Origin of the sequence: Achromobacter denitrificans NBRC 15125 (genome assembly GCF_001571365.1) — a bacterium.
GTDB classification, from domain to species: Bacteria; Pseudomonadota; Gammaproteobacteria; order Burkholderiales; family Burkholderiaceae_B; genus Achromobacter; species Achromobacter denitrificans.
Genome location: NZ_BCTQ01000072.1, coordinates 1 through 15,606 on the forward strand (window position 1 = coordinate 1; position 15,606 = coordinate 15,606).

Annotated in this window: 17 protein-coding genes; 6 read left to right on the plus strand and 11 right to left on the minus strand. The window is 68.5% G+C overall.

What is annotated here, in order from left to right; translation table 11 throughout:
- Positions 1-241 (plus strand): hypothetical protein (locus ADE01S_RS31885; RefSeq protein WP_062685470.1); only part of this gene is annotated, 241 nt, incomplete at its 5' end.
- A 33-nt stretch (positions 242-274) separates the two neighbouring features.
- Here the strand turns inward: ADE01S_RS31885 and ADE01S_RS30290 are convergent.
- The 3 genes from ADE01S_RS30290 to ADE01S_RS30300 all read right to left on the minus strand — a co-directional run bounded on the left by ADE01S_RS30290 (position 275) and on the right by ADE01S_RS30300 (position 2,496).
- Entirely contained in the window at positions 275-1,249 is a 975-nt protein-coding gene (locus ADE01S_RS30290) for a Bug family tripartite tricarboxylate transporter substrate binding protein (protein WP_062685471.1), read from the minus strand.
- Positions 1,250-1,399: 150 nt separating this feature from the next.
- Positions 1,400-1,924, minus strand: coding sequence for a hypothetical protein (locus ADE01S_RS30295; RefSeq protein ID WP_062685472.1), 525 nt, complete (start codon positions 1,922-1,924; stop codon positions 1,400-1,402).
- Between the two features lie 107 nt (positions 1,925-2,031).
- The gene (locus ADE01S_RS30300; protein WP_228468470.1) at positions 2,032-2,496 is read right to left on the minus strand and encodes a carboxypeptidase-like regulatory domain-containing protein; all 465 of its coding nucleotides are present in this window, start codon (positions 2,494-2,496) and stop codon (positions 2,032-2,034) included.
- A 135-nt stretch (positions 2,497-2,631) separates the two neighbouring features.
- Here ADE01S_RS30300 and ADE01S_RS30305 point away from each other — a divergent pair, with 135 nt between their 5' ends.
- The 3 genes from ADE01S_RS30305 (at position 2,632) to ADE01S_RS30315 (ending at position 4,156) form a co-directional block, all read left to right on the plus strand.
- Positions 2,632-3,192, plus strand: a complete 561-nt coding sequence (locus ADE01S_RS30305; protein WP_305954974.1) for a TetR/AcrR family transcriptional regulator — start codon at positions 2,632-2,634, stop codon at positions 3,190-3,192.
- Between the two features lie 164 nt (positions 3,193-3,356).
- Complete coding sequence (locus ADE01S_RS30310; RefSeq protein WP_082775925.1) at positions 3,357-3,908, plus strand: DUF2975 domain-containing protein; 552 nt, start codon at positions 3,357-3,359, stop codon at positions 3,906-3,908.
- 5 nt (positions 3,909-3,913) lie between these two features.
- On the plus strand, positions 3,914-4,156 hold the full coding sequence (locus tag ADE01S_RS30315; protein ID WP_062685476.1) for a helix-turn-helix domain-containing protein: 243 nt from the start codon (positions 3,914-3,916) through the stop codon (positions 4,154-4,156).
- A 26-nt stretch (positions 4,157-4,182) separates the two neighbouring features.
- Here ADE01S_RS30315 and ADE01S_RS30320 read toward each other — a convergent pair whose 3' ends face one another.
- The 8 genes from ADE01S_RS30320 to ADE01S_RS30355 all read right to left on the minus strand — a co-directional run bounded on the left by ADE01S_RS30320 (position 4,183) and on the right by ADE01S_RS30355 (position 12,963).
- On the minus strand, positions 4,183-5,157 hold the full coding sequence (locus ADE01S_RS30320) for a tripartite tricarboxylate transporter substrate-binding protein (protein ID WP_062685477.1): 975 nt from the start codon (positions 5,155-5,157) through the stop codon (positions 4,183-4,185).
- A 168-nt stretch (positions 5,158-5,325) separates the two neighbouring features.
- Positions 5,326-6,720: a M20 family metallopeptidase gene (locus ADE01S_RS30325; protein ID WP_062685478.1), complete on the minus strand. Its 1,395-nt coding sequence runs from the start codon at positions 6,718-6,720 to the stop codon at positions 5,326-5,328.
- Positions 6,717-7,697: an ABC transporter ATP-binding protein gene (locus ADE01S_RS30330; RefSeq protein WP_062685479.1), complete on the minus strand. Its 981-nt coding sequence runs from the start codon at positions 7,695-7,697 to the stop codon at positions 6,717-6,719. Before ADE01S_RS30330 ends, ADE01S_RS30325 begins: the two co-directional genes overlap by 4 nt.
- Positions 7,694-8,683: an ABC transporter ATP-binding protein gene (locus ADE01S_RS30335; RefSeq protein ID WP_062685480.1), complete on the minus strand. Its 990-nt coding sequence runs from the start codon at positions 8,681-8,683 to the stop codon at positions 7,694-7,696. Before ADE01S_RS30335 ends, ADE01S_RS30330 begins: the two co-directional genes overlap by 4 nt.
- A gap of 1 nt (position 8,684) precedes the next feature.
- Positions 8,685-9,602 (minus strand): ABC transporter permease, encoded by a 918-nt coding sequence (locus ADE01S_RS30340; RefSeq protein ID WP_062685481.1) that lies wholly within the window; start codon positions 9,600-9,602, stop codon positions 8,685-8,687.
- A gap of 1 nt (position 9,603) precedes the next feature.
- Positions 9,604-10,521 (minus strand): ABC transporter permease, encoded by a 918-nt coding sequence (locus ADE01S_RS30345; RefSeq protein ID WP_062685482.1) that lies wholly within the window; start codon positions 10,519-10,521, stop codon positions 9,604-9,606.
- Positions 10,522-10,585: 64 nt separating this feature from the next.
- A complete protein-coding gene (locus ADE01S_RS30350) occupies positions 10,586-12,157 on the minus strand; it encodes an ABC transporter substrate-binding protein (protein ID WP_062685483.1) in 1,572 nt (523 codons plus the stop codon).
- Between the two features lie 71 nt (positions 12,158-12,228).
- Positions 12,229-12,963: a GntR family transcriptional regulator gene (locus ADE01S_RS30355; protein WP_062685484.1), complete on the minus strand. Its 735-nt coding sequence runs from the start codon at positions 12,961-12,963 to the stop codon at positions 12,229-12,231.
- Positions 12,964-13,163: 200 nt separating this feature from the next.
- Between ADE01S_RS30355 and ADE01S_RS30360 the strand changes: the two genes are divergently transcribed.
- Positions 13,164-14,339 carry a pyridoxal-phosphate-dependent aminotransferase family protein gene (locus tag ADE01S_RS30360; RefSeq protein ID WP_062685485.1) on the plus strand — a complete coding sequence of 392 codons (1,176 nt, stop codon included), beginning with the start codon at positions 13,164-13,166 and terminating at the stop codon, positions 14,337-14,339.
- A gap of 156 nt (positions 14,340-14,495) precedes the next feature.
- Entirely contained in the window at positions 14,496-15,545 is a 1,050-nt protein-coding gene (locus ADE01S_RS30365; protein ID WP_062685486.1) for a serine hydrolase domain-containing protein, read from the plus strand.
- The last annotated feature ends 61 nt before the right edge of the window (positions 15,546-15,606 follow it).

A 15,606-nucleotide genomic window follows, 5' to 3' on the forward strand; every position in this document is an offset into this window, starting at 1 on the left:
GAAAGCGGCGGCGCGCGCCCGGCGCAGCCGGCTGCGGCGCGTGGCGGGCGCGGCCTGCCTGGGCCTGTCCGCGCTGTGCTTCTATGCGTGGTACGCGCAGTACCTGAGATGGGACTTCAACGAGCTGGGCCGCTACTACGACCCGGTCGACCAGGTGGTCTACACGGACGCGGGGTTCGTCTGGATCGTTCCCGCGCTTGCCTTCCTGGCCGCGGGCCTGCTGTGCGCGCGGCGGGCGTAGCGGGGCCGAGCCGCCGGCCCGCCGCCGCGGCGCCTATTCGGTGCGAATGTTGGCCTGCTTCACGATCTTGCCGTTGTCCTCGTATTCCTTGCGCACCTGGGCCGTGAACTGCTCCACGGTGCCGGGCGACATGATGTTCAGCGAGTCGGTCAGAGGCTTGCTCACGTCGGGCATGGCGGCGATTTTGTTGATCAGGCCGTTCATGCGCGCGCGGAAATCGGCGCTGGCGGTGCCGGGCGCGAAGAAACCGAACGTGGAGGTCATGTTGGCCATGGGATAGCCCAGCTCGGCCAGCGTGGGCGTGTCGGGCCGGCCCGGCAGGCGGACCGGAGAGCCCACCGCCAGCAGCGTGAGCTTGCCTTCGTCGATCAGCGCGTTGATCGGGCCGGACGCGTTGACCAGCATCAGCGTGAACTGTCCGCCCAGCGCGTCGGGCACCATCTGGGCCATGCCCTTGTACGGCACGTGGGCGATGCGCACGCCCGCCTGCCCGGAGATCTGTTCGAGCATCAGGTGGCCCAGCGAGCCGACGCCGGCCGTCGCCAGCGACAGGCCGTCGGGATCGGCCTTGGCCTGGGCCAGCATATCCTTGAAGGTCTTGCCGGTGAACTTCGGGCCGCCCACCAGATAGACCGGCGAATACATGACGGCGGCCACCGGCGCCAGATCCTTCAGCGGGTCGTAGAGCGTCTTCATCACGTGCGGCGACAGCGTAACGGGGCTGACCGCGGTGAAGGCCAGCGTGTTCTCGTCCTGCGCGCGGGCCACGGCGTTCATGCCTATCATGCCGCCCGCGCCGCCGCGGTTCTCCACCACCACCGGCTTGCCCAGTTCCGCCGCCAGCTTCTGCGCGAAGGCGCGGGCGGTGTTGTCGACGATGCCGCCGGCGCCGTAGGGCACTACGATGGTCATGGCCTGGGACTTGTCGGCCTGAGCCTGCGCGGCGCCCGAGAACGCGCAGGCCGCGCCGAGCGCGCAAAGCCCGGCAATCCGCTTGAAATTCAACATGCTTCTTTCCCCTTGGTGCCCGGCGTATGTCGCCCGGGCGCGACGACGGCCGTCCAATGCGGCGCGCCGGCATGCAGTGTGTGCATGCCGGCGCGCAGTGACAACCGGGTATACCCCAGATAAAGGTATGAAGCCCTCGGGTAGGGGGGCCTATCTAGCCATGCAGGAATCCAGCATGCGGTTGTAGGTGTCCACCATGACCTGCGTGGTCCATTGCGTGATGGTGGCCGGGTCATAGCCGCTCTGGTTCATGGCCCAGCGCTGGCAGTCCGCAGTGGCGCCGGCCTGGGCCGGGCTCACGGGCTGGGCGTGTTCATATTGCACCGGCGCGTACTGCGGCGGCGGCGGCTGGTACAGCGGCGCGTCGTAGACGGGAGCGGCATACACCGGCGGACTGGTGTAGACCACGCCGGGCGCGTAGACGCCGCCTTGAACGTAGGCGGGACTCGAATCCGCCGCCAGCAGCAGGCCGACCGCGGCCAGCGCGAATGCGCCGCCTATCCACCAGCCGCTGGAACTGCTGCTTCCGCCGTGATAGTGGTGATAGCCGCCGTGATAACCGCCGCCGTAACCGCCGTGGTAGCCACCGCCGTGTCCGCCGCCCGCCAGCGCCGGCGCGCTGGCCATCGCCAGAGCCAGCGCCGCCACGGCCGCCCGGCTCGAAAACCGCTTCATGATTCCACTCCTGATACGCCCCGGCCGGCACCTTGCGCAACCCTGGGCGATATCCCTACTTTACTGCCGCGCCGGCGCTACAAGTTGTCTCAAGCGCTACCGGGATTTCAACCCGTTTCAGCGCCGCGGCGCGCGGCCGGCGGCCGTTGCCCGCTGTTGCATGGGCGCGACTCGCCCGCGCGCAAGCGGACCTGCGCTCGCTCGTCGAAGCCCGAGGGCTCGCGATTCAAGGTTTCGTAAGTTTCGTAACCCGCTTTCTCCACGCACCAGTTCCAGAAGTACACCTGCGATCCGTGCAGCATCATCGATTCCGCGCGCCATTCGCGAATCGGCTCGAAGGCGGCCGTGCCGTCGGCGCCGCTGCGCGTTTCGTTGCGGAACTGTTCGCGGCCGTAGGGGTAGGCGCTGCTGATCAGCACCACGCGCGCATTCGCCACGGGTTGCGCGCTTTCGTCCAGCACCGTGATGCGCGCATCCGGCTGCATTGTCTTGTACACGGGGTAGGGCACGCAGCCCGAAACGAGGAGGGCAAGCGGGAGCGCCAGGGTGGCGGACAAAGCGCGTAGCGGCAAGGACATCGGCAGGATAAAAGGGGTGCTGAAAGAGTGGCTAAAAGTGCTGAACGGTAGTATTTTCTCGCGATGATTACGGCCCCACCTTCTACTTCAGCGCAAGACAAGCGCCTCACGAAAGGCGAACGCACGCGGTTGCAGCTCTTGGAGGTCGCCGCCGCGGAATTCGCGGAACGCGGATTCCAGCATACCCGGATCAGCGACATCGTCGCCCGGGCGGGCGTGACCCAGCCTGTCTTCTATCAATATTTCACCAGCAAGCAGGCCGCCTACGATGAACTGGTGGGCATGTTCGCGCAGCGCCTGCGGCACGCCATCGGCCAGGCGCGCCTGCCCGCCGGCCTGGCAGGGGGCGAACTCGCCGGCCGCATCCGCCAGGGCGTGAACGGCCTGCTGGCCATCCTCCAGGAAGATCCCAACCTGACGCGCATCGGCTTCTTCCAGGTCGACGAGGCGGAAGCGCTGAAGGATGAACTGGTGGGCATGATCGCCGACAACGTGCGGGCCGAGCAGGAGGCGGGCCTCTTCAGGCCGGAAGTCCGCGCCGATTGGTTCGCGCAGTCGCTGATGGGCATCGTCGAGCGGTTCACGCGGCAGGCGCCCGACGCCGAACGGCGCGAGGCGCTGGCGGACTTCATCACCGACCTGTTATTGGATGGCATGCGAGAACGGCAGCCGCTCCGAACAGCCTCCTAGCCGGAGGCTTTTTTTTCGCCCGCGCCTGCCGCGCGCGCCCGGCGTTCCCGGGTGCTGACCGTGTGCGTGGGTCTGAGAAATTTCTGTTTAGATTCATTTTATTATTGTTTATCGATAAAAAATGCTAGACTTCGGCCTACTTCAATGTCCTTAGTGGGATCGCCATGACTATGAAAAGCCAGGAAGCCAATCGGCAACGTATCGGCAGGATCAGCCGCCGCTTCGCCAGCGTGTGCAGCGCCTTGATGGTGGGCGCGCCCGTGCTCGTCGCGGTGTATTGGCTGACGCTGGATCTTGCCGAATTGAATGCCGCCTGGATGGAAGGAGTGGCCGGCGTGACGTCGTTCCCGCCCTGGTTGCGCGGCGTCTGCCTGGCGTTGTCGCTGGTCCTGGCGTGGCCGCTGGTGCTGGGGCTGGTGCATCTGCGCCGGCTGTTCCGCCTGTATGCGGCGGGCGCCATGTTCGGCGAGCGCAATGTGGCGGCGCTGCGCGGCTTCGGCCTGTCGCTGGCGCTCTTCGCCGTCGGGCAGCTGATCTACACGCCGATCATGGCGTTGACGATTTCCTCGGGCAATCCTCCCGGGCAGCGGGTGATCAGCGTGGGGATCGACGCCGGCATGGCGCTGGCCGCGGTGGCGGGCGGCGTGCTGATGGTGATCGCCTGGGTCATGGACGAGGCGCGCAAGATCGACGAAGACCAGCAGTTCACGGTCTGACGCCCATGCCTATCGTCGTCAATCTCGATGTCATGCTTGCCCGGCGCAAGATCCGCTCCAACGAACTGGCCCGCGCCGTCGGGATCACCGAGGCCAACGTTTCGCTGCTGAAGTCGGGCAAGGTGCGCGCGGTTCGGTTCTCGACGCTGGAAGCGATCTGTCGCTACCTCGAATGCCAGCCGGGCGACCTGCTGGAGTATGTGCCCGGCGACGGACCCGAAGACGATCCGTCGGCGGACGAGGGCTGAGGCCGCCCGGGCGGGGGGCAGAGCCCTTACTCGACCCGCGCGCCCGAGGCCGCCACCAGCTTTTCGGCCGCGGCCCAATCCGCCTTCAGCAGATCCTGGAACTGCGCGGCCGATTTGGCTTCGGCTTCCACGCCCAGCGCGGCCAGGCGCGCCTGCACCTTGGGATCGGCCAGCACCTTGTTGACGGCGGCGTTGATCTGGTCGCGGTCCGCGGCGGCGATGCCGGCCGGCGCCAGCAGGCCCAGCCACGAATCGAAGGCGTAGCCGGGCAGGCCGCTTTCGGCCGCGGTGGGCAGGTCGGGCGCGAAGCGCGAGCGGCTCTTGCCGGTGTAGGCCAGGAAGGTCACTCGCGGGTCATTGCGGTAGGCGGTCACGCCGATGGTGGCGGCCGTCACGGCCTGCACGCGCCCGGCCAGCAGCTCGGTCACGGCGTCGCCGGTGGACTTCATCGGGATGTGCTGCATCTGCGCGCCGGCGGCGGTCAGGAACGAGGCCATGCCCAGGTGCGACGCGCTGCCGTTGCCCGCCGAGGCGTAGTCGTAGGCGCCCGGCTTGGCGCGCACGGCCTGGATGAATTCGGCGGTGTTCCGGGCGTTGAGCGCGGCCGAGGCCAGGATGATGTAGCCGGTGTTGCCCACGTAGGCCACGCCGGTGAAATCCTTGTGGGGGTCGTAGCTCAGGTTCTTGTACAGATAGCCCGCGATGTGGTGGCTGGCCGCGGCCAGCACCAGGGTGTTGCCGTCGGGCTTGGCGCGGGCCACCTGGGCCGTGCCCACCGTGCCGCCGGCGCCGGCGCGGTTCTCCACCACGATGGAGGCGTTGAGCGCCTGGCCCAGTTCGTCGCCGATGGCGCGCGCGATCGTGTCCTGGACGGCGCCGGTGCCGTAGGGCACGACGATGCGGATCACGCGCTGTTCGGCCTGGGCGGCGCCCGTGCCGGCGAGGGCGAGAGTGAGGGCAAGCAGGGCGCGGCGGCGCGCGGCCTGGAATCGGATAGGCATGGAGCGGGTTCTCGAAAGTGGCGGCGCGCCCGCGGAATGCGGGCGCGGCATGACGGCGTTGGACTCTAATGACTGCGGGCGCCGCCGCCAACGATTTATTCGCCGCTTGTTTATATCCGCTGGCGATATGCGGCGCGGCGTGGCCAGGCCGCGGCGTTCGGCCGCGCTTCAGCGCGCCAGGGCCGGCGTGCCGCCCGCGCCCAGGTCCCAGTACAGCCCGGTCATCAGGCTCAGGCCCTGGCGCAGCAGGTCCGGCGGCAGGTGTTCGTTGGGCGCGTGCTGGGAGCAGCCGGGGTAGGAGTGCGGCACCCAGATCGTGCGCAGGCCCAGCACGTCGGTGAAGATGTCATTGGGCAGCGATCCGCCCAGGTTGGGCAGCACGGCGGCCTTGGCGCCGGAGGTGCGCTCCAGCGAGTCCACGGCCCAGCGGACCCACGCGTCTTCCGGATCGATGCGGGTGGCGCGGAACATGCTTTCGCGCGTGAGGGCGATCTTGACCATGGGAAAGCCCTGGCGGTCCAGGTGGCGGCGCAGGGCGGGGATCAGTGCGTCGGGATCCACGCCCACCACGAAGCGCAGCTGGCAGCGCGCCCAGGCCTTGGGCGGGATGGCATTGACCGGCGTGTCCGGGTTGCCGGTCTTGTAGGCCAGCACCTCGAACGAACACCAGCCGAAGACGCGTTCGGCCGGCGAGAGCCCGGGCTCGCCCCAGTCGGGTTCGATCTCGGGCCCGTCGGCGCCGCCATCCACCTGGCAGTCGGCCAGGGCGCGGCGCACGCCCGCGGGCAGTTCGGCGGGCACCCACTCCGGCACGCGGATCTGGCCGGTGGGCGACACCAGCGTGGAAATGGCGTGGGCCAGCTGGATGCCGGGGTTGGAGATCAGGCCGCCCCAGTTGCCCGAATGGTGGCCGCCCGCCCGGGCGTCGATGCTCAGGTCGAAGTTCAGGCTGCCGCGGGCGCCCAGGAACACGGTGGGCCGCTGCGCGCTCAGGCGCGGCCCGTCGGAGGCGATGAGCAGGTCGGCGGCCAGCAGGTCGCGGTGTTCGTCGCACAGCTCGCGCAAGCCCATCGAGCCCGTTTCCTCGCCCATCTCGATCAGGTACTTCGCGTTGAAGCCCAGCTTGCCGCGGGTTTCCAGCACCAGCCGCAAGGCTTCCATATTGACGGTGTGCTGCCCTTTGTTGTCGGCGATGCCGCGGCCGTACCAGCGGCCTTCGGCTTCGGTCAGCGCCCAAGGCGAGATGCCTTCCTTCCATTCCCGCTCCAGGCCCCGGATGACGTCGCCGTGGCCGTAGCCCAGCACCGTGGGCAGGGCCGGGTCCTCGATGCGCTCGGCGTACAGGAACGGCGCCAGCGCCTTCGGATGGGTAAGCGTGCGGCAGGCGAAGCCCAGGGCCTCGAAGGCCGGCCGGATCTCGGTTTCCAGGTAGTCCGCCAGGATCGCGGCGCGTTCGGGATTCTGGCTTTCGGTGGGCATCGCCAGGCGGCGCGCCAGCAGGGCGCGGAACGCGCCGGAATCGAAACACCGTTCCGCCTGGGCGATGGCTTGTGCTCGGGTCATGATGGGAGGACTCCGTTCGGGGAAGAGGGGGCGGGAGGATAGAGGTGGCAGGCCACCACGGCGGATCCGTGTTGCGCCAGCGGCGGGCGCTCGGTCTTGCAGCGGTCCATGGCATGCTGGCAGCGCGGATGGAACGGGCAGCCGGAGGGCGGGCGCAGCGGGTCCGGGAACGACAGGCCCAACCCCATGTCCGGAATGCCCAGGCCCGGCTCGGGCGTGAGCACCGAGGCCAGCAGCGCTTGCGTGTAGGGGTGGCGGGGATCGTGGAAGAGCTGCGCGGTGGCGGCGGATTCGACCACCCGGCCCAGGTACATCACCGCCACGTGGGTGGCGATATGCTCCACCACAGCCAGGTTGTGGCTGATGAAGACATAGGTGAGATTGAATTCGCGCCGCAGATCCATCAGCAGGTTCATGATCTGCGCCTGCACCGACACGTCCAGCGCGGAAGTGGGCTCGTCGCAGATGACGATCTCCGGATGCATCACCAGCGCCCGCGCGATGGCGACGCGCTGGCGTTGCCCGCCGGACAATTGGCCCGGCGTGTTGTGGGCCAGCCGCGGCGGCAGCCCGACGCGTTCCAGCATCTCGATGGCTTTCTGCTGCTTCGGATTGGCGATGCCGTGCACCTCCAGCGGCAGGGACACGATGGAGGCGATGGAGCGCCGCGGGTTCAGCGAGGAATACGGGTCCTGGAAGATCGGCTGCACGCGGCGGGCCAGCGCGCGGCGGTCCAGGCCGCGGATGTCCTGCCCGTCCAGCCGCACCGCGCCCTCGGTGGGCGGCGTCAGGCCCAGCAGCATGCGCGCCAGCGTGGATTTCCCGCAGCCCGATTCGCCCACGATGCCCAGCACCGCGCCGCGTTCCACCGCCAGGTCCACGCCATTGACGGCGTGCAGGGTGCTGCGCGGCCGGAACATGCCGGAGCGGATCGAGAACTGCCGGCTGACGGCGTCGGCTTGCAACAGGGGGCTCATGCGACGGCTCCTTCCGGATGGAGGATGCAGCGCCATTGCTGGCCCGTCGCGGCGCCGCGCACGGGCACCGCCTGGCGGCAGCGCGGCTGCGCGTGGGGGCAGCGGTCGAAGAAGGCGCAGCCGGGAAGATCGCCCACCAGCGCGGGCACGACACCGGGGATGGTGCCCAGCGCTTCGCCGGGCGGCGTGCGGCCCGGCACCGGGATACAGCCCAGCAGCCCCTGCGTGTAGGGGTGGCGGGGCGAGGCGAAGAGCTCCGCCACCGGCCCTTCCTCGACGATCTGGCCCGCGTACATCACCGCCACCTGCCGGGCGATGCGCGCGACCACGCCCAGGTCGTGGGTGATCAGCACCATGGCGATGCCCAGCTCGGCCTGCAGGTCGGCCAGCAGCCGCAGGATCTGCGCCTGGATGGTGACGTCCAGCGCGGTGCTCGGTTCGTCGGCGATCAGCAGTTCGGGGCCGCACATCAGCGCCATCGCGATCATGACGCGCTGGCGCAGCCCGCCCGAGAGCTGGTGGGGATACTGGCCGAGCCGCTGGCCCGCCGAGGCGATGCCGACCTTCTCCAGCAGTTCCACCGCGCGGTCGCGGGCCTGGCGCGCGCTGGCCTTGCGATGGTGGATGTAGTGTTCGGTGAGCTGCTCGCCGATGGCGTAGGCGGGGTTCAGCGCCGTCATGGGCTCCTGGAAGATCATGGCCATCTTGCTTCCGCGCAAGGCATTGATGCGCCGGCCGCGAGCGGCGGAGAGGTCCTCGCCCAGCACCGCCAGGCGGCGCGTGCGGCGCTGCGCGGCCTTGGGCAGGAGCCCCATGACGGCCAGCGAAGTCATGGATTTGCCGCAGCCCGATTCCCCGACCAGGCATAGCGTCTCGCCGCGCCGGACCTGGAAGGAAACGTCGCGCACCGCGTGCAGCGGGCCGCGCGGCGTGGCGATGTCGACGCTCAGCCCTTGTACGTCCAGAACGATGTCGGTGCCGTTCATATCAGGATTTCTCCTCGGGCGTCAGGAGCTGGTGCAGCCCGTCGCCCGCCAGGTTGATGGCGAAGATCAGCAAGGCCAGCGCGGACCCGGGAATGGCGATCAGCCAGAACGAGAAGAACATATAGGCCTTGGCCTCCGAGATCATCAGGCCCCACGACGGCAGCGGCGGCTGCACGCCCAGGCCCAGGAAGGACAGCGAGGCTTCCAGCAGGATGGCGCTGGCCGCCTCCAGCGTGGCGATCACGATCAGCTGCGGCACCACGTTGGGCAGCACCTCGCCCCAGACGATGCGCCAGGTGGACGCGCCCGCCGCCTGCGCGGCGGCCACGTATTCCAGCGAGCGCACCTGCTGGGTGGCGCTGCGCATCACCACGGCGTAGCGGTCCCACTTGAGCAGCCCCAGCACCAGGATCACGACCCAGAGCGAGCCGCCCACGATGGCCACCGTGGCCAGCGCCACCAGGATCACGGGCATGGACAGGCGGGTGGTGATCAGGAAGGACACGGCCATGTCGGTCTTGCCGCCGAAGTAGCCGGCCGCCATGCCCATCGCCGTGCCGATCAGGCCGGAGATCAGCGCCACGCTGATGCCGATCAGCAGCGAGATGCGGGCGCCGTAGAAGAGGCGGGACAGGTAGTCGCGGCCCAGCTGGTCGGTGCCCAGCGGGTGCAGCCAGGTGCCCTTGGCGTACCAGACGGGCGGCGCGGTGCGGTAGGCCAGGTCCTGGAAGTAGGGGTCGTGCGGCGAGATCCAGGGCGCGAAGATCGCGATCAGCACGATGGCGAGCAGGATGCCGCCACCGGCCAGCAGCGCCTTGTTGCGCAGCAGCCGGCGCCAGCGCAGCGCGGAGGCGGACAGTTCCAGCGGCGCCGGGGCCGGTGCGCCGGGCACGGACGGGGTCAGGGAGGGCGCGCTCATGTCAGGACACCCGGATGCGCGGATCGAGCCACGCGTTGGCGATATCGGCGGCGAGGGTCAGCAGGACGTAGAGCACCGACAGCAGCAGCACGATCAGCTGCATCACCGGATAATCCTTGTAGGTAATGCTCTGGTAGGCCAGGTAACCCAGGCCGTCCAGCGCGAAGATGGTTTCGATCACCACCGAGCCGCCCAGCAGGTAGCCCAGCTGCACCGCCGCCAGCGCCACTACCGGCACGATGGCGTTGCGCAACGCGTGCTTGAAGACGATCTTGCGCGCCGGCAGGCCCTTGGCCCGCGCGGTGCGGATGTAGTCCGCGGCCAGGACCTCGATCATGCCGGCGCGGATCAGCCGCATGAAGGCGGGCGCCACGTAATAGCCCAGCGCGATCGCCGGCATCACGAAGTGCTGCCAGCTGCCGCTGCCCGAGACCGGCAGCAGGCGCAGCGAGATCGAGAACAGCATGATGAGGATGAGCGCGAAGAAGAAGTTGGGCAGCGCCTGGCCCAGCACCGCGATCGCCAGGCAGGCGCGGTCGATCAGGCTGCCCTTGTACAGGGCGGCCAGCACGCCCAGCGGGATCGATACCAGCAGCGCAAAGCCGAGGGCGCCCAGGCCCAGGAGCAGCGTGGTCTTGAGCTTGGAGAGGATCAGCGGCCCGGCCTCGGTCTTGAAATACACCGAGGTGCCGAAATCGCCCCGCAGGATGTGCCAGAGCCAGTCGGCGTACTGCACCGCCAGCGGCCGGTCCAGGCCGTAGGTCTTGCGGATCATGTCGATATCGGCCTGGCGCGCGCCTTCGCCGGCCAGGGCCAGCGCCGGATCGCCCGACAGGTGCAGCAGCAAGAACGCCAGGATCGAGACGGTCAGCGCCACCAGCACCGCCAGGCCCAGGCGCCTGATCGTGAAGTAAAGCATAGGACTTCCTCTCCGTTACGCGCCGCCGGGCCGGCTCGGAGCCGGGCCCGGCGCACGCCGCGCCTTACTTCCAGCTCATGTCCCAGAAGCGCACCAGCTCGTCCGAGTAGGGCTTGAAGTTCACGTCCTTGGTGGCGACGTAGTAGGCCGGCAAGGTCCACAGCGGCACCGCGTAGGCCTTCTGCGCGATCTGGTCCAGCGCCTGCTTGTAGGCGGCGTTGCGCGCGGCGCTATCGATGGTGTGGTCGCCCTTGTTGAGCAGGTCGCGCACCTGCGGGTCGCGGGTGATGTCGTCGTTGCCGAAGGCAAAGTACACCGGCGTGGAGGCCGACACGTCGTTGACCAGGTTGGAGCCCCAGGTCTGGTGCGTGAGCGAGGCCTTGTTGGCGCGGATCATGTCGCGCATGGCCGCGTATTGCAGGAAGTTCAGCTTGGCGCGGATGCCGACCGCCTGCAGGTAGTTGATGATGGCCTCGGTCTGGTTGCGCTCGCGGTAGGCCACGATGTCGATGTCGAACCCGTTCGGATAGCCGGCCTCGGCCAGCAGCTTCTTCGCCAGCGCCGGATCGTACTTGTAGACGGTGGCGCCGTCCTGGGTGCAGCCCACCTGCGACGGCGTGCAGATGGTGTTGATGAGGCCGCCGCCTTCGCCCACGATGTTCTTGAGCATGGATTCGCGGTCGATCGCGTGGATGATGGCGCGGCGCACGCGCTCGTCCTTCAGCTGGGGCGCCGGCGTGCCCTCCAGGATGTTCATCTGCATGAAGACGATGCGCATGGTGTTGCCCGTGACCATCTGCAGCGCCGGCATGCCGCCCAGCTGTTCCGCCTGGTCCTTGGGCACGCTCATGATCAGGTCCTCGCCGCCCGATATCACTTCGGCCATCTGGGTCTGGCGGTCGGGGATGAAGCGGATCACCACCTTGCCGATCTTCGGCTGCGCCTTGGGCGAATCCTTGAAGTAGTCGGCGTTGCGTTCCAGCGTGATGGACTTGCCCGGCTGGTAGTCCACCACCTTGTACGGGCCCGAGCCCACCGGCTTGGCGTTCATGCCCTTGGGGCCGACTTCCTGGTAGTACTTGGCGGGATGGATGGCGGCGGTGGTGGACAGGTATTCCTTGGCGCCGGGGAAGGGCTCCTTGGTGGTCAGGCGCACCTTGTACTTGTCGATCTTCTCGACCTTGTCGATCCAGGCCACGTTCTGCTGCGTCACGGCCTTGTTCTTGGGATCGGCCACGTAGTTCAGCGTGTACACCACCGAGTCCGCGTCGAACTCCTCGCCGTTGTGGAATTTGACGCCTTCGCGCAGCTCGAATTCCATGGTCTTGTCGTCGACCTGCTTCCAGCTCTTGGCGAGCTGCCCCTTGTACTCATTGGTCACCGGGTCGCGGTAGAGCAGGGTGTCCCAGACGTTGGCGGCGATGATGACGCCGATCCGCACGTTGTTGTAGTAGGGGTCCACGCTCTCGGGCGCCTGGTCGTACGCCATGCGCAGCGTGTCGTCCTTCTTGCCGGCCAGGGCCGGCTGGGCGGCCGCGGCGGCGCAGGCCAGCAAGGCGGCGGCCAGGGTTTTCAACGGGGGAAGGCAGCGGAGGAAAGGCGGGGATGATACGGGGGGGACGCGGCAATCGGCCATGGCGAGGCTCCTGTGGAAGTCACTGCACGTACTGCGTGTCTACTGCGTATCCGTCGGGCGGGATAGTGGGATCAGTCGGAATCGGGCGGCGGCGTGGCGGCGGGGCGCAAGGTCTTCAGCGCCGCCTCGCACTTGCGTTGCAGGTGCTGGCGCATGATGCCGGCCAGCCGGTCGGCGTCGCGCGCCTCCAGGGCCTCGGCCATCTCGATGTGCTCGCGCATCGCCAGGTCCCATTTCTGCCGGTTCTCGTTCGAGACGAAGCGCAGGTTCTGGATGCGCGCGTTCTGCGCGTCGTACAGCTGCTTGAGCAGGCTGTTGTGCGAGGCCAGGCTGATGCGCTCGTGGATCTCGCGGTTGGTCTGGAAGTAGGTGGGCAGGTCGCGGCGCGCGTGGCTGGCCATCATTTCGTAGGTCAGCGCCCGGATCTCGGCGATTTCGAGGTCCGTGGCGCGTTCGCAGGCGAGCCGGCACGACATGGCTTCCAGCCCGCCGATGACTTCGAAGGCCTCGCGGATGTTGGCCTCGGACAGCGCCACCACCTGCGCGCCCCGGTTCGGCTCGATCTGCACCAGCCCCTCGGCGGCCAGCAGGCGGAACGCTTCGCGCAGCGGCGTGCGGGACACGCCCAGCAGGTCGCAGAGCGCGCGTTCGTTCAACCGCGAGCCGGGCGGGAATTCCCCCTGGATGATGCGTTCGCGCAGTTGCCCCGCCACCGTCGCCGGCAGCGTGCGGCTGGCGCCGCCGCCGGCGTCGCGGACCGCTGGCCGCAGGGCGGCCTCGGGCATCAGGCTAGGAACGCTGCTCATTGGTATACAAATATTCCCCGTGTTTTGCGGAACTATAAACCTGGATTCCGGCGCGCCTGGATGGGTGTATACCCTAGGTTAATTACGTAAAAACAATGGGATAGAGTGACGCATGCCGCAAGTTCGACTGCCGCGCGCGGATAGTTAGTCCGCCGGCACCTTTCGTTGGTATACAAAACGATTCCACTTGGGGACGTCGCATGCTTACCCTGAACAACCATCCGTCCGGCCGGCATTTCCTGCAGATTCCGGGGCCCACCAACGTGCCCGACCGCGTCCTGCGCGCCATCGACCAGCCCACCATCGACCACCGCGGCCCGGTATTCGGCGCGCTGGGGCTGGCGGTGCTGGAAGGCGTCCGGGAGGTGTTCCAGACCCGGGGGCCGGTGGTGATCTTCCCGTCCTCGGGCACCGGCGCCTGGGAGGCCGCCCTGGTCAACACGCTGTCGCCGGGCGACCGCGTGCTCATGGTGGAGACGGGGCACTTCGCCAGCCTCTGGCGCAAGCTGGCGGGGCGGCTGGGTCTGGAGGTGGACTTCCTGGAAGGCGACTGGCGCCACCCGGTGGACGCGGCCGCCATCGGCGCCCGGCTGGCCGACGACGCCGAGCGCCGGATCAAAGCCGTGTGCGTGGTGCACAACGAAACCTCCACCGGCGTGACCAGCGACGTCACCGCCGTGCGCCGGGCGATCGACGGCGCGGGGCATCCCGCGCTGCTGATGGTGGACACGATTTCCTCCCTGGGCTCCGTCGATTACCGCCATGACGAATGGGGCGTGGACGTGACGGTGGCCGGATCGCAGAAGGGCCTGATGCTGCCGCCCGGCCTGGCCTTCAACGCCGTCAGCGCGAAGGCGCTGGCCGCGGCCGACACGGCGCGCCTGCCGCGCTCGTACTGGGACTGGCGCGAGATGCTGACCGCGAACGAGCGCGGCTATTTCCCCTACACGCCGTCGACCAACCTGCTTTACGGGTTGCACGAGGCGCTGGTCATGCTGCGGGAAGAAGGGTTGCCGCAGGTGTTCGCGCGCCATCTGCGCCATGCGCGGGCCACGCGCCTGGCCGTGGCGGCCTGGGGCCTGGAACTGCTGAGCCTGGATCCGGCCGCGCACAGCCCGGCGCTGACCGCGGTGGTGATGCCGGCGGGGCACGGCGCCGATGCCTTCCGCAAGACGGTGCTGGAGCGCTTCGACATGTCGCTGGGGCAGGGCCTGGGCAAGCTGGCCGACCGGGTATTCCGCATCGGCCACCTGGGGCATTTCAACGACCTGACGCTGTGCGGAACCCTGGCGGGCGTGGAGATGGGCCTTTCCGCTGCCGGCGTGCCGCACCGGCCGGGCGGCGTGCGGGCGGCTATGGATTTCCTGGAGGGGTAGACCCCCCCCAACCCGCTTGCGCGGGCCCCCCCAGGGGGGCGGCGCTGGCGGACCGGCGGAGCCGGATCCGGCGGCGCCCCGGATTGAAAACCGTGCGCTCGATTGAAAGCCGTGCGCCCGATTGAAAGATCTGTGTAATGACGACGAGGACAAGGAATGAATACGCTCATGCAGCAGGCGATCCAGTTCGCTAATGACCATGAATCCGCCTGGGACCGCAGCGTCAAGGGCAATTTTGGCGTGCACCTGAACGATCCGCCGCCCTGGAACCGCCTGCTGGGCCCCATCCACGACCGCGGTCCGGTATCGGGTGTGGTGGTCGTGGACGGCAAGACCGTCGCGTCCTGGGGCGAGCCGGAGCGCGCCGACCTGACCTTCAGCGTCGCCAAGCTCTACCTGGCGATCCTGGCCGGCGTGGCGCATGACCGCGGCCTGCTGCCCGACGTGGACGAGCCGGTCGGCAAGCGCGTGCCCGGCATCGGCTTCGACAGCGGCCAGAACGCCGACATCACCTGGCGCCACCTCTTGCAGCAGACGAGCGAATGGGAAGGCGAGCGCTTCGGCGTGTCCGACCAGGCCGACCGCTACCGCGCCGTCACCTTCGGAGTGCCGCCCGACGGCAAGAAGGGCGATGCGCGGCCGCTGCAGCGCCCCGGCACGTACTGGGAATACAACGACGTGCGCATCAACCAGCTGTCCTACGCGTTGCTGCACCTGTTCCGCAAGCCGCTGCCCGAGGTCTTCCGCGAGGCCGTCACCCGGCCCATCGGCGCCAGCGAGAACTGGCAATGGGTGGGCTACGACAACGCCTGGGTCGAGATCGACGGCCAGCGCATGCCGTCGGTGCCGGGCGGCTCGCACTGGGGCGGCGGCATGTCCATCAGCGCCCGCGACCAGGCGCTCATCGGCCAGATGCTGCTGAACGGCGGCCAGGCCAACGGCAGCCAGGTGCTGTCCGCCGAGTGGATCCAGGCCATGCGCACGCCTTGCGAGATCGCGCCGTACTACGGCTATCTCATCTGGCTGAACCACGAAGGCCGCGTGTTCCCCAGCGTGCCGGCGTCCAGCTTCTTCGGCGTGGGCGCGGGCAGCTCGTTCACCTGGGTGGAGCCGGAGCGCAAAATGGTCGTGATCGTCCGCTGGCTGGACTCGGCGCATGCCGATGCGCTGTTCGGCAAGATCCTGGCGGCAGTGGATGCGCCGTAGGATGGGTGGAGCGCGGCAGTTCCTAGGCAAGAACCCAGGTGCTCAACGCGCGAAACCCATG